The 14,004-nt window shown below is 44.4% G+C and carries 12 protein-coding genes; 1 reads left to right on the forward strand and 11 read right to left on the reverse strand.

From position 1 onward, the window contains the following. Positions 1-45: 45 nt before the first annotated feature. From O9H85_RS03505 to O9H85_RS03550, 10 genes are all read right to left on the reverse strand, one after another. Positions 46-1,140: an alanine racemase gene (locus tag O9H85_RS03505; protein ID WP_269879912.1), complete on the reverse strand. Its 1,095-nt coding sequence runs from the start codon at positions 1,138-1,140 to the stop codon at positions 46-48. A gap of 34 nt (positions 1,141-1,174) precedes the next feature. Next, entirely contained in the window at positions 1,175-2,131 is a 957-nt protein-coding gene (locus O9H85_RS03510; protein ID WP_269879913.1) for an ornithine cyclodeaminase family protein, read from the reverse strand. 32 nt (positions 2,132-2,163) lie between these two features. Continuing rightward, positions 2,164-3,759, reverse strand: a complete 1,596-nt coding sequence (locus tag O9H85_RS03515; RefSeq protein WP_269879914.1) for an N-acyl-D-amino-acid deacylase family protein — start codon at positions 3,757-3,759, stop codon at positions 2,164-2,166. A gap of 19 nt (positions 3,760-3,778) precedes the next feature. Next, complete coding sequence (locus O9H85_RS03520) at positions 3,779-4,540, reverse strand: SDR family NAD(P)-dependent oxidoreductase (protein ID WP_269879915.1); 762 nt, start codon at positions 4,538-4,540, stop codon at positions 3,779-3,781. Positions 4,541-4,562: 22 nt separating this feature from the next. Beyond that, on the reverse strand, positions 4,563-5,537 hold the full coding sequence (locus tag O9H85_RS03525) for an ABC transporter ATP-binding protein (protein ID WP_269879916.1): 975 nt from the start codon (positions 5,535-5,537) through the stop codon (positions 4,563-4,565). Next, positions 5,537-6,526, reverse strand: coding sequence for an ABC transporter ATP-binding protein (locus O9H85_RS03530; RefSeq protein ID WP_269879917.1), 990 nt, complete (start codon positions 6,524-6,526; stop codon positions 5,537-5,539). The genes O9H85_RS03525 and O9H85_RS03530 overlap by 1 nt, the downstream gene beginning before the upstream one ends. Positions 6,527-6,532: 6 nt before the next feature. Beyond that, on the reverse strand, positions 6,533-7,372 hold the full coding sequence (locus O9H85_RS03535; RefSeq protein WP_269879918.1) for an ABC transporter permease: 840 nt from the start codon (positions 7,370-7,372) through the stop codon (positions 6,533-6,535). Positions 7,373-7,384: 12 nt separating this feature from the next. Continuing rightward, positions 7,385-8,326 carry an ABC transporter permease gene (locus tag O9H85_RS03540; RefSeq protein ID WP_269879919.1) on the reverse strand — a complete coding sequence of 314 codons (942 nt, stop codon included), beginning with the start codon at positions 8,324-8,326 and terminating at the stop codon, positions 7,385-7,387. 86 nt (positions 8,327-8,412) lie between these two features. Beyond that, entirely contained in the window at positions 8,413-9,852 is a 1,440-nt protein-coding gene (locus tag O9H85_RS03545; protein ID WP_269879920.1) for an ABC transporter substrate-binding protein, read from the reverse strand. A 183-nt stretch (positions 9,853-10,035) separates the two neighbouring features. After that, positions 10,036-11,481, reverse strand: a complete 1,446-nt coding sequence (locus tag O9H85_RS03550) for an aldehyde dehydrogenase family protein (RefSeq protein ID WP_269879921.1) — start codon at positions 11,479-11,481, stop codon at positions 10,036-10,038. 343 nt (positions 11,482-11,824) lie between these two features. Between O9H85_RS03550 and O9H85_RS03555 the strand changes: the two genes are divergently transcribed. After that, entirely contained in the window at positions 11,825-12,475 is a 651-nt protein-coding gene (locus tag O9H85_RS03555) for a helix-turn-helix transcriptional regulator (RefSeq protein WP_269879922.1), read from the forward strand. 680 nt (positions 12,476-13,155) lie between these two features. Here O9H85_RS03555 and O9H85_RS03560 read toward each other — a convergent pair. Then, the gene (locus tag O9H85_RS03560; protein ID WP_269879923.1) at positions 13,156-13,977 is read right to left on the reverse strand and encodes a carbohydrate ABC transporter permease; all 822 of its coding nucleotides are present in this window, start codon (positions 13,975-13,977) and stop codon (positions 13,156-13,158) included. Positions 13,978-14,004 lie beyond the last annotated feature (27 nt).

Below are 14,004 nucleotides of genomic sequence, written 5' to 3' on the forward strand. Positions count from 1 at the left end.
TCAGAAGGAGTCTTCCATTATTCCCATTTTTTGGATTTTTCACGGTCATTTATTGCAAAGGTGCGCTTCAACCGGTATGCTTTGAAGCACCCGATCTCCATCACACAAATAAGTCTCCCGGCACATGTTCATAACGACGCACACATGGACAGGCAAAATTTCGATCCTGTCGCCTACCTTCAGCGAGTTCGTCGGCGAGACTTCGCAAACGCCATGTTCTTCGGATAATCTCACGATACGAAGATCCGGAAATTCAGGTACAAGCCCATATCCGTAACGTTCATCGCGGGTCGGGGTCAGTGTTTTTGAGCCGGCGTCAATCACAAGCCGGTCCGGACTGGGACGGCTGACAACCGTTGCAATGATTGTAGCGGCAATGTCAGATACTTGGCATTTGTGAAGTTCTTCGGTTCGAAGATCATTAAAAATATAAGTTCCCGACCGAATTTCAGTTAGTCCTGGAACTTGAAGCGCATCTTCGCTAGTTATGGTAGACCCGGCGCTAATGACCGAAATTCCGAATCCTGCAGCTTTCAACGCATCCGCCGTTTCGATCATGCTGCGCGTCTCCCTATGCGAAATGTCCCGTATCACGGTTTCGTCTGTTGTATTATGAGCGTGGCCGGCATGTGTCATAATTCCGACCAAGTTAAGCTTGGAATACTGCCGCGAATACTCCGCGAGCTTCACGGCGGCTTCGGGTGATATAACCCCGCACCGATTCATTCCGGTATCCACTTCAATCATGAAATCGAGAGTTCGATCATTGACGGTGACCGCCTCCGCTAGCGCATCGACGGCACATTCGCTGTCTACCGTAAAACGAAAATAGCCTGTTGAGGTTTCCAGCAACTTTTGCAATCGGGCGATTTTCACCTTTCCTACCAACGGATAAGCTATATAAATATTTTGAATGCCATGCCGGGCCATCGTTTCTGCTTCGCTTAATTTGGCGACAGTGATGCCAACAGCTCCGAGAGCAATTTGCCGTTTGGCCCAGTACACGCTCTTATGCGTTTTGATATGCGGGCGCAGGGCAACACCGCGCCGGTCAGCCAACGATTGCATTTTTATCAGATTTTCCCCCGCTTTTGCCTGATCAATGACCACTGCCGGGGTATCCAGTTCATGAATATACATACGCCATCTCCTCTATGAATTGCCGCATGAATTTTTACCAGTGCAAAACAGTACCCACACCTTGTTCTTTTGCCATCTGGATGGCAAGAGTTGCTGTCGTAATATCCTGTAAGGCAATCCCGGTCGAGTCAAAAACGGTAACGGAGGTTTCAAGCTGCCGTCCCGTGTGCTTTCCTAATAAAACATTTCCAATTTCGGTAACTTGGCAATCCTCCAAACCTTGCAGCTCACCGATCGTTCGAGACTGATGCTCATCGTCAACAAATATTTCTGCAAGTTGCAGAACAGATTTATCCAGTTCCGATTTTCCTTTCGTATCGGCTCCCATTGCATTGATATGACAACCGGGTTTTACGTACTCCGTAAAGACAAAAGATGATGTAGCCGGTGTAGATGTCACGATGATATCTGCATCCAAAATAGTTTCCTCTACCGTTGAACACACTTGTAAATTGACCTTGTCTTTAAAACGATCTATATAATTAGGCAACGATTTCCCGGAATGACCTAAACACCGGACCTCAGTGATACCCGGCCGAACGAAGAGAAGCCCTTCTGTTTGAATCATACCTTGTATTCCCGTCCCAATCACGGCAAGCTTCCTTGCTTGTTTCGAAGCAAATAGATCTGCGGCAACAGCGCCTGCCGCCCCTGTACGAATGGTTGTTATATAGTTGCCATCCAAGAAAGCCGTTGGTTTTCCAGTATTCGGATCGATTAAAACGATAGTGGCCTGATGTGCCTCCTCATTCATAATTCGATTATTTGTCCAGAAACCGGCGGCCTTTAAACCAAGAGTGTCTTTGGCGGGTAAATACCCTGATTTGACTCCGAAAACGGCGTTCTCGGAAAGTTTTTCTCTGACGATCGGAAATGTAAGACCTTCCTTTGAGGAGTTCGCCGTGTAGGCATGTTTAACCGCCTCCATAACCATATCAAAAGTAAGCAGATTCTTTATATCATCCGTCGATAAGCATATAATATCAGCCAAGTACTCCAACTCCTAATCGGTTAAGTTCTATGTCACACTTGTTTACGAAACAAAGCTTTTCCGTTTCGAATCCCTGTCACTTTTCCATCCTTTAACACTTCTTTGCCGCCTACAATCACATATTGAATTCCCTTTGCAAACGATTGCGGGTGCTCGTAAGTAGCACAATCCTCAATGGTAGCGGGATCAAAAACAACAACATCCGCACGAAGTCCGGGCTTCAGGAATCCGATTTGATCAAGCCTGAATATTTGCGCTGTAAGTCCCGTCATTCTGTGAATGCCTTCTTCTAAAGAATAAATTTTTGATTCATGCACGTAACGTTTAACAATGCGTGGGAAAGTTCCGTATAATCGTGGATGAGCCGTATCACCGCTGTAAATTCCGTCGGAACCGACAACGGAACGGGAATGTTGAAGAACAGCGATAAGGTCTTCCTCTGTCGAATTCATTAAAATAACCCCGATCTCTCCACCCTCCTCAAGAAGTAAGTGAAAAGCGCACTCAAGAACCGGTTCACCTCTCAAATGCGCGATCTCAGTCAATCTCATACCTTGATATTTCTTGTTTTCGTTTGTTCTAAAAGCATTTAGAATGACGTTTTCATAACCGATTGCCTTCATTCGATTTTCCCAGCCGGGAATCCCCGACTCGATATCTTCCGCCGCTTTTTGCTTTAACATCGGATTAGACAGTCGCACCAACATCTCCTTCACTCCCCCCTCCAACAACCAGGAGGGAAGCAAGGCAGCCAAGGTGGTATTGCCGGCAAGATAGGGATACATGTCCGAGCTTGTCCAGACACCATCTTTCATTAGCTGATCGAGAAGCGTCAAGGTTTCGTTTACCAAACCGAAATTTTGTTTTCCGACCGTTTTATGATGGGAAATATGAACGGATACCCCCGTTTCCTTGCCAATTTTGATAGCTTCCTTTACGGATTCAACCAAACCGTCCGCTTGATTTCTCAAATGGGTAGCGTATACCCCATTGTATTTGGCAATAACACGGGCGAGTTCAATGATTTCATCTTCGTCAGAATACGCGCCCGGAGCGTAAACAAGACCTGTTGACAACCCTAAAGCCCCTTGCTTCATCGCTTGCTCCAAAATAGCTTTCATGTGATTTAATTCTTGGCTTGTCGGCTTTCGATTTTCAAATCCCATGATGGCGCTGCGTATGGTGCCATGCCCGATCAAAGAAGCAAAATTTACAGCAGGCTTCGCTTGCGCAACCTTATCAAGATATTCCGAATACGATTCCCAATCCCAACTAACATCCGGAAATCCCAGAACGGGAGCGGAATAGGACTTGTAGGTTTGAACCCCATCATTTTTGAAAATAGGAGCCACCGAAAAACCGCAGTTCCCAAGAATTTCTGTCGTTACCCCTTGCGAAATTTTGGGCAGCGATTCAGGATGATGCAGCAAGGCCAGGTCCGAATGCGTATGCGAGTCTATGAATCCGGGGCAAATAACTAGACCGGTTGTATCGATTTCCGTTCGGCCACGTTCTGTAATTTGTCCAATTTCAACAATCAGTTCTCCATCGAGAGCAATGTCCCCAATAAAAGACTCGCTTCCGGTTCCATCGACAATTAGGCCATTTCTGAGCACCAACTCGTACATTCGTTTCTCCTCCTATGGTTCAAATTCCCCGTCCGCCATCGACATCCAAAATCGATCCGGTTACCAGAGAAGCATCATCTGAAGCTAAATATAAAGCGGCATTGGCGATATCTTTCGGTTCTGCCAATCTGCCAAGGGGAATGGATGAAATATACATCTTCTTTGCTTCCTGTTCATCACGTTCTCCAATGAATCCTTTTAACATGGGTGTATTGACTGCTACCGGATTGATGGCTACTACACGAATTTGATAGTCGGCCAACTCCATAGCTAACGATTTGGTAAGGGTAACGACAGCGCTTTTGGAGGCTGCATATACATTTTGTCCAGCTCTGGGGCGAGAAGCGGAAATCGATGCTGTGTTAATAATAACACCCCCGCTTTTTTGCATTTTAAAAATAGGGACAGCATACTTACAGCCCCAGATCACTCCCTTTACATTGACATTAAAGATATGATCAAATATTTCTTCCGTAATATCTTCAATGTTATGCGGACTTAAGGGAACACCCGCATTATTATAGACGATATCCAGCTTGCCAAATTGCCTGAGAGTTTCTTCATACATCCTTTGAACTTCATCTGCTTTGCTGACATTAACTTGGACAGGGAAACATTCTCCTCCTGACTTACGAATCATCTCGCAAGTTTCTTGAGCTGCCTCCAGTTTAAGATCAGCAATTACAACCTTCGCCCCTTGTTCGGCAAACAAATGAGCAGTGCTTCTGCCAATCCCGGATCCTGCGCCGGTAATTACCGCCACTCTATCTCTCAGTTTCATCATACTCATCTCCATTAATCAGTTAATTATAAAGATGACAGGCAATTTTATGCGAATTTTCCATTTCAATCATAGTTGGCTCTACTTCTTTACATACCGGTTTCACCATCGGACACCTTGTATGGAATCTGCAGCCTTTGGGCGGATTGACAGGACTGGGTACATCACCCTCCAATATAATTCTCTCTCTGCTTCTTTCCTTTTCCGGATTGGGAAGAGGAATGGCGGAAATTAATGCTTGTGTATATGGATGCAGAGGATTTTTGAACAGCTCGCCCTTAGGTGCGCTCTCCACAATTTTGCCGAGATACATTACGGCTACTCGATCACTGATATACTTGACGACATTGAGATTGTGGGAAATAAACAAATAGGTAATGTTATATTCATTCTGAAGCTTCTTTAACAGATTGATGATTTGCGATTGAATGGAAACGTCCAAAGCGGATACCGCTTCATCGCAAACAATGAATTTGGGAGAAAGCGCCAGTGCCCTGGCAATAACAATGCGTTGCCGCTGTCCGCCGGAAAACTCATGCGGGAACCTTGTATAGGCATCTTCATTTAACCCGACATGGCGCAGGAGCTCATAAATTTTTTCCTTCTGCTCTCGGGTGCTGTACAGTTGATGAATTTGAAACGGCTCTCTCAGAGTTTCCCCTATACGCTTCCTAGGATTTAGTGAAGCATATGGATCTTGAAAAATAAGCTGCATATCTTTTCTAAAAGGCAGCAATTGCTTTTTCGTCAGACTGTTGATTGCTTGGCCCCCGAATTTAATTTCCCCTTCGGTGGGTTCCATCAGCCGAATAATCGTTCTTCCCAAAGTGCTCTTGCCGCAACCTGATTCTCCAACCAAGCTGAATGTTTCTCCCTCGAAAATCTCCAAATCGATGCCATCAACAGCTTTTACGTAATTTTTCGCTCCTTGCAACATTCCGCCGCTTAGAGGGAAATGCTTTTTTAAATCCTTTACTTCCAGCAAGGGCCGCTTCATTACTGGTTCGCTCCCCTCAATTGCAATGGTTGTGAATGAACGCAACGAACATAATGGTTCGGAGCGATTTCCTTCAATTCGATATTTTCCATTTCGCACTCTCGAGTTTTATGGGGACAACGGTCTTGAAACCTACAACCCTTAGGCATATTTTTTGGAGATGGCACATTTCCTTCTATGACGAACAACTCTTCATCATCCGTATCCAAGGTAGGAATACATTTTAGCAGCGCTCTCGTATAAGGATGCTGCGGAGTATTGAAAATTTCATTTACGTACGCGGATTCTACGATTTGTCCCGCGTACATGACAATGACCTTGTCGCAAACTTCTGCGACAACCCCCAGATCATGAGTGATGAGCATCACACTCATCCCGTTCGTCTTGGATAATTCCTTAATAAGCTCGAGTATTTGCGCCTGTACGGTAACGTCCAAAGCGGTAGTCGGCTCATCCGCGATCAATAGGGCCGGGGAGCAAGCCAATGAAACGGCAATCATGATACGTTGTCTCATACCACCCGATAGCTGGTGGGGGTATTGTACCAACCGTTTCTCCGGCTCCGGAATACGAACTTCTTTCAGCAAGGCAATCGCTTTTTGCTCAGCTTGTTTCTTTGATAGCTTTTGGTGTTCAATTAACGGCTCCATAATTTGATAACCAATAGTGAAAACGGGGTTAAGCGAAGTCATGGGCTCTTGGAATATCATCGAAATCCGGTCGCCTCTGATTTTTCTCATGTCTTTCTCGGTATACTTTGATAAATCATTCCCTTGAAAAAGGATTTGACCTTTTGAAACTCGGCTAATACTGCGATCCATCAACTGCAAAATGGTCAATGCGGTCACACTTTTTCCACTGCCGCTTTCCCCGACGATTCCAATCGTTTCCCCTGCATTTACCGAGAAACTGACATTAGCTACGGGAGTAATGACTCCGCGTTCTGTTTGAATTTGAACCTCCAGGTTATCGACCCTTAACAGTTCCACGCCTGGTTACCTCCCTTTTTGTTTAGGATCCAAAACATCACGAAGACCGTCTCCCAACAAATTGATTCCCAGGATGGTCACCGCAATAGCCAATCCCGGAAATATCGACATCCACGGCGCATCCGTCATATGCGTTCTCGAATCATAGAGCATGTTCCCCCAGCTCGGCTCCGGAGGCGGAGCGCCCAAACCGATAAAGCTTAAGGAGGTTTCAGCTAAAATCGCATAAGCGAAATATACAGTCGATTGGACAATTAACACGGAAATGCAGTTGGGAAGAATATGCGAGAACATGATTCGGGTATCGCTTCCGCCCAAAACACGAATGGCCTGTACATATTCGCTTTCCTTCAGACTAAGAACCATACCTCTTACAAGTCTTGCAAATCTTGGAATGTATGTGATGCCTACAGCTAAAATTACATTGCTTAGTCCGGGCCCTAACAACGCCATAACGCCGATTGCTAGAATAATGGTAGGGAAAGACATCAGCGCATCCATGGTCCTCATGATCACGGAATCGACCGTTTTGCCAAAATACCCGCTGATTACTCCCAGTACGGTACCAATCGTCGCCGCAATGGCCACTGAAAATAAAGCGGTAATCACCGTGATCCGCGCACCATAAACCACTCTGCTAAAAATATCCCGTCCGTAATCGTCTGTTCCCAAAAAGTGAAGCCCTGACGGCTGAGACGAAGCATTCATATAATCGTTGTCTTTGATCGGATCAAATGGAGCAATAACGGGAGCCAGCAAGGCCGCTAGTAACAAAAGAAGGCAAATAATCAATCCAAGGACAGCCGTTCTCCTATTAAATAACCTTTTCATAAATAGAGCGTACATTGAATCGTCCCCTTATGAATAATGAATTCTAGGATCGAGCAAGCCATATAAGATATCCACGATAAAATTCACAAGGAGGTAAATAAATGCGATATACATGAGAATCCCTTGAATAACCGGATAGTCTCGATTCATGATGGATGAGACAGTTAAAGAACCGAGCCCCGGCAAATTGCATACAATCTCGATGACAACCGTTCCTCCAAGCAGAATGCCGAAATTAATCCCTAGTACGGTGATAATCGGCAACATAGAGTTTTTCAAGACATGCTTTAATATGATGACAGACTGCTTTAAACCTTTTGCCCTAGCCGTCCTGATATAATCTTGATCTAGCACGTCCAAAAAGCTTGAACGCGTCATTCTGCTTACAATCGCCGATTGAATTAATCCCATTGCAAAGGCCGGAATAATAAAATACTGAATATTTTGCATAATATTCATGTCTATGGAATATCCGGCAAAAGGAAGTAAATTGAGCTTCACGGAAAAAAGCATAACCAATAAAAGGCCGGCCCAAAATTCCGGAATGGACAATCCGATTAACGACAGGATCGTAACAACATAATCGGTGAAAGTATTACTCCTAACTGCGGAGACAATGCCAAGCGGAATGCCGATCATGATGGAAATGGCAAATGCTGCGACCGACAAAGTCAGCGTTACTGGAAGCCTCTGAAGTATCAGCTCCGCTACAGGCATGTGACTATGAAGGGACATACCGATATTTCCTTGAAACACTTGTTTAATCCATGAAAAATACTGCACGTACAGAGGATCGTTCAAACCGAGCTGCTGCCGCAACTCTTGCAAAGCCTTGGGATTCGACTCGCTACCCAGCATGACGGCGGCCGGATCGCCGGGAATTAGATGAATGTATAAAAAAACGACGATTGAAAGAATTAACAAAATAACAACCAGGTTTAATGACCTTTTTATCATGTAATTATACACAAGCGCCCCTCCATTTCCTGCTTATAGAATTCCGGTCATATTTTTCAAGGGGTGCGGGTGGCGCCCCCTTGAAAATGGAGTCGACGTTACTGTTTATTTTTGAGCCATACATTCCAAAATCTCGGATAATTGTACGACCAGCCTTTATACCCGTCTATTCCTTGGGAAGCTTCCAATCCGGGCAAAGCATATGTGGAAATAAACGGTTTTTGATCAGAAACGAGCTTCTGAATTTGTCCGACAAGGTTTACTCTTTCTTGTTGATCAATGGAAGTCGCTGCCTTATCCAACAAGGAGTCAATCTCCGGGAAATTAAAACCGTTCACATTGGATTTTCCATACAATTCGGTGCGGTATACGGAGGTCGGGTCGGGTCTTGGTGTATTGTGAGTAATCAAAATGTTGAAATCCCCCGTGTTCCTTCTTGTGCTGAGCCATGTCGGCCAATCCAACCATTCGATTTCTACATTCATGCCTACCGCTTTTAATTCCTGTTGCAGCGTTACCGCAGAACGTTCATGATGTTGATACGCTTTAGATGCGGATATCACGATTTTCTCGCCATTGTATCCGGCCTGTTTGAGCAATTCCTTCGCTTTTTCCGGATTGTACTCATTAGGAGTTTTATGTACATCTGTAAACCAATTCTTCAATAGAGGGCTAACCGGTGAAGTCGCTTCTTTTGCTAACCCGTAGAACGCCACATTGGTAATTTCCTTCGTGTTGATCGCGTAAGCGGCAGCCTGTCTCATCAGGACGTTGTTAAATGGCGGTTTCTTGGCGCCGAACTCAATCATTCCCCAGGAAAGAGAAGGCACATTATAAGTTTGAATTTTATTGTTATTTTCAAAGCCTTTGAATTGGTTGGCTGCGACGTCGGTTATAAAGTTAACTTCACCCGATTGCAATGCATTGATCCTTACCGCAGGGTCAGTCATGATTCGCAGTACAATCCGATCAGCGTAAGCGATCTTTTTGCCTCCCAGACCACTCAAGTTTCCGTCAACCGGAGAATAATCAGGGAACTTTTTCATTGTCATGCTTTGTCCGGGAACCCATTCTACGAATTGATAAGGTCCAGTTCCAATGGGGTTCTTAACCGTTCCGCCCTGCTCCTCCACCATTCCCTTAGGCATGATCACGGCAGGATAAAAAGGATTTGCCAGCGCCGCTAAAAATCCACCGCTCGGTTTATCAAGCACAAGCTTGATCGTATAGGGATCCTCCGTCACAAAATCTTTAATCGGAAACTCTCCTTTTCGCGGCGATACTTGCATATACCGTTTCAGACTATACTCAATGTCTTCAGCGGTCATTTCTTTACCATTGTGAAACTTCACACCTTTTCTTAGATAGAAGCGGTAAGTCGCTCCGTTATCCAGCACTTCCCATTTGCCGGCCAACATGGGCACGAAGTTGGAATCATCATCTACTGCCACAAGCGTCTCCTGCATATGAAACAAAGGAATCCTGTCCGACGCTACTCCGGATTTATAGGCATCAAGCTGTGTAATATCCGCTCCCATCCCTACGGTGATCGTTCCTCCGGACGTAGGGGCAGAAGCCGCCGAAGGGTTTGTCTGGTTGGAGGATGCGGGCGCTCCACTACTTCCGGATTTGGGTGAACACCCGGCTAATACTTGTAAGCAGAGGAGTACGACAACGGCAAATACCGATAATTTATGAGGCTTTTTCAAGAAGTAACCCTCCTATTTAATAGTCATCGTAATTGTTTTTAAGTCCGACATTTCCTCTAAAACTTTCATGCCTCCCAGACGTCTTTGACCGCTGTCCTGTCCGGCAAATCCGCCAAATGGAATGTGCAACTCCCAATAACTGCTTCGGTCATTAATGTTGACGATCCCTGTTTTGAGTTCTTCCGCCATTAATATAGCCTTGGACATGTTACTGGTAAATACGGCTGATGTTAAACCCATTCTACTCTTGTTAATGATTTCTTTTAGTTCTTTTTCATCGTCAAAAGTTACGATTGGGGCAAGCGGGCCGAATGTCTCTTCGCAGTTGGCTAACGAATCCGGGTGAACATTCCTGATGACCGTGGGTTCGTAAAACAAGTTTGTTTTAAACCCTTCCGCTCTTTTACCGCCGTATAGCACTTCACCACCTTTTTCGATTGCGTCTTGAATTTGAAGATCCATCGTCTTGCAAGTATTTTCTTGGTGCATTGGACCCATGGTCGTCTTCGGATCGAAAGATTCTCCAACGGTTAATGCTTTGGCGTAATCAAGCAATCCCTCTATTACTTCTGTTTCGCGAGACTTATGAACCAGGATGCGCCCGGATGCTGCGCAAACTTGTCCCGCATTAAAAAAACAGGCGGATGCAATTCCATCGAGCGCTCGCTTGTCTAAATCGGCATCCTCCAAGATGATAGTCGGGCCGTTGCCACCCAGCTCAAGGAGTAACGACTTACCCGCCCCCCTCTGAGCAATCATGCTTCCTACCCGAGTGCTGCCGGTAAATCCAATTCCATTCACACCCTTGTGCAAGACAACTTCGTCTCCCACTTCCTGCCCGGGTCCGGTAACCATGTTAAAAGCTCCTGGAGGCAAATCCGCCTCGGTAATACATTGCATGAGCTTCCAGGCAGTGTACGAAACTGTGGGAGAAGGATTCCATACGATAGCATTCCCTGTGGCTATTGCAGGCGCTATATATTCAACGGGAATATTTACAGGATAATTCCAGGGAGTTATGACTCCGTACACTCCTTTGGGTTGCCGGATCGACCATACTCTCTTGGATGGGTCTTTGACGGGAATCACTGAAGTTTCCAGCCATTTGATATGTTCGGAGCAAATCGAGAAGCCTTCAATAGCGCGGGATACTTCAATCAACGCTTCGCTGTAATACGGTTTGCCTTGTTCCAAGGCGATGGCAAGGGCCACTTCCTCTTTCCTTCTCTCAAGGTTATCCGCAATCTTGCGCAATATCCCGGATCGATCCCACACCGAAAGTTTCACTAACTTTTCTTTGCCTGCAATCGCAGCGCTTATTGCCAACCGGGCGTCCTCTCGGTTTCCTTTAGCGACTTCCGCCACTTGCTCTCCAGATGAAGGACTATATGTAAAAAATGTATCGCCTAAATTGTTTTCTTCCAACTTTCCGCCTATAAAATGGGAAACCTTGTTCATTTCTATTCCTCCTATGTGAAAATGATATGAAACATCTTTACTTGGATTACAAATGAATGTATAATTTTTTCTACAAAAGGAATAAAAAAATTCATTAGCATTGTCAATTTTTATCAAAGTAATTGGCTTATATGTTAATTTATATAACACTAATTACTGGTTGTCAATAAGATTTTATTATATTTCTCACGATTTCACTTTAAAAAATTTATATTCCGTGTTATGTTTTATGTCACAAATACTTTTTGTAACGCAATCGTGACATTTTACATTGCATAAATTTTTATATGGATATTTTGAAAAGGGTAATTTATTATTATGAGGTATAATAAGGAGTGTTATGATGAATAAAGACGCTAAAGAAGAATTGCTACGATATGCTCCCATTGCTAATGCAATCGCCCAAACGTTTGGCGACAATTGTGAAGTCGTTCTGCATGATTTATCAACCCCTCAAAATTCCGTTATTTATACAGTTAATAACCATGTAACTGGAAGAATGGTCGGGCAGCCCATCAACCATATTTTCACCCGGGTCCTTTTGTCAAAAAAATTCCAGAATGATGTAGTTGCTAATTATCAAACACAAACGGATGATGGAAGACGTATTAAATCAACAACCGCACTAATTCGAGACAAAGACGGGGTAGCGATCGGAGCTCTTTGCATTAATTTTGATTATCAGTCTCTTCTGCAATTTCAGGATTTTTTAAACAATTTCACCAGTTTAGAGGATGAACCCATCAAAGAGGAAGTTGAACTTTTGGGGAATGTGAAGGAAATCGCCAATCAACTCATTCAACAAATTATAGGAGATTACGATGTAGATACGATGGATAAATCCAAAAAAATTGAGGTTGTCAAATTTATGGACGAAAAAGGGGTCTTTTTAATTAAAGGAGCTGTAGAGAAAGTTGCCGAATCCCTTCAGGTTTCGAAAGTAACGATATACAGCTATCTTGATCAAATACGCAGCGATCGCGCTGAAGCCTAATTTGATTGCAAAAGGTTGTCACGACGCTACCCGCCCTAGAAGGTCTAGAAACAAAAAAACAGAGTGTGATGATTCGCATTCTGTTTTTTTGGGTTGAAGACCGAAGAGCTGCCAGTCCCTCAGATACCCGTTTGCCAGAAACTTTCTGTGCCTGTTAAAAGATCTTCAAACAAATACACTTTCAAGCCTAATAAAACATATTGTAATCGTTTTCTTAATAATGTTCAGCTTCCCTCCCTTTTTATGCATAAATCCATCTGATGCGTTAATACTAATGCACAACTATGAGAAGATTTGGAAATCACAGCGTAATCATGAGGGGGGGAGTCGCTCTGAAGGATTAGCTGATCTTTGCTCGGCGATAGCTTTAACCGGTTTTACTATAGGTACTGCTATCGCCGCCGTGATCGTTGGAAGAAATAAGGAAAAGGCTTTCTGGCCGACAACAGTGACGATTGCTTTATGCATCAGCTGATTTATAAAAGTTTGGACTCAGGATTGTTGTCCAGAGGCATATTTTTCATCTACAATGGGAACCGGTTTATGACGCCGATCGTAGAGGAGTTTATTCGTTTCTTCGAGACAACGTGGTTTTAAACGAGGTTGGAGAGTATAAGCTATCAATGGCTCCTTGAAAGTTTTCCGAACCGCACCAGGCTCCCTATACTCTTATCAATTTGTCATTTAATACCGGTGTGTAAAAAGCTTTCTACAATTTTACGTTGGAAAATAATAAAAACGATCATGAGCGGACAAATGACGATTAATGTCGCCGCTGTAATTAAAGGCCATTCCGCCGCAGATTCGGAAGCTTGGGCGAACAAGGCAAGGCCAACTGTCACAGGCCGATTACTCGGAGAATTGGTGACGAGCAGCGGCCACAGAAAATCGTTCCAATGCGAACTGACCGATACGATTCCAAGTGCAGTCAGGGCCGGTACAGACAAGGGCACAAATACATGTCGCAATAAGTGCCAGGTTACGGCGCCGTCCATTACAGCCGCTTCTTCCAGCTCTACAGGAATCGATTTAAAGGCTTGACGCAAATAAAAAATGGCAAAGGATGAGGCGAACGACGGCAGCACGATCGCCCATTTCGTATTGATCAGCCCCAGATGAAAAATCGTCTCGTAGTTTGGAACGATGAGAATTCCACCCGGAATGAACAATTGGATCATGCAAATGAGAAACAAGAAATGGCTGCCCGGAAAACGTCTTCTTGCAAAAACATATGCCGCCATAATGGCAATAAAATATTGCGCAATGAGCACAACCGTGACGATCCAAAGCGTATTAGAATAAAGCGTCGGAAAATGTGCAGAAGTCCATACCTCTTGAAAGCCCTTCAAGGTTATATGCGCTGGAATCCAGCTTGGATTGTTGAGCAGATCCGAAGACGACCGGAACGCCGCTGAAACCATCCATAAAAAAGGTACGAGCCAAATCCCGCCCAGAATCAGCAAAATTGCGTTAAGCAAATATTTCGAGACGCGACCGAACATTTCGTCATCCCCCTAAAGTTTAAGCAA

It is taken from the genome of Paenibacillus gyeongsangnamensis (genome assembly GCF_027533625.1).
In the GTDB taxonomy this organism is placed as follows: domain Bacteria; phylum Bacillota; class Bacilli; order Paenibacillales; family NBRC-103111; genus Paenibacillus_G; species Paenibacillus_G gyeongsangnamensis.

Coding starts and splice junctions, on each gene's coding strand:
- O9H85_RS03505 (WP_269879912.1), bottom strand. CDS start 1,140: ATGTATATTCATGAACTGGATACCCCGGCAGTGGTCATTGATCAGGCA.
- O9H85_RS03515 (WP_269879914.1), bottom strand. CDS start 3,759: ATGTACGAGTTGGTGCTCAGAAATGGCCTAATTGTCGATGGAACCGGA.
- O9H85_RS03520 (WP_269879915.1), bottom strand. CDS start 4,540: ATGAAACTGAGAGATAGAGTGGCGGTAATTACCGGCGCAGGATCCGGG.
- O9H85_RS03525 (WP_269879916.1), bottom strand. CDS start 5,537: ATGAAGCGGCCCTTGCTGGAAGTAAAGGATTTAAAAAAGCATTTCCCT.
- O9H85_RS03535 (WP_269879918.1), bottom strand. CDS start 7,372: ATGTACGCTCTATTTATGAAAAGGTTATTTAATAGGAGAACGGCTGTC.
- O9H85_RS03545 (WP_269879920.1), bottom strand. CDS start 9,852: ATGGGAGCGGATATTACACAGCTTGATGCCTATAAATCCGGAGTAGCG.
- O9H85_RS03550 (WP_269879921.1), bottom strand. CDS start 11,481: ATGAACAAGGTTTCCCATTTTATAGGCGGAAAGTTGGAAGAAAACAAT.
- O9H85_RS03555 (WP_269879922.1), top strand. CDS start 11,825: ATGAATAAAGACGCTAAAGAAGAATTGCTACGATATGCTCCCATTGCT.
- O9H85_RS03560 (WP_269879923.1), bottom strand. CDS start 13,977: ATGTTCGGTCGCGTCTCGAAATATTTGCTTAACGCAATTTTGCTGATT.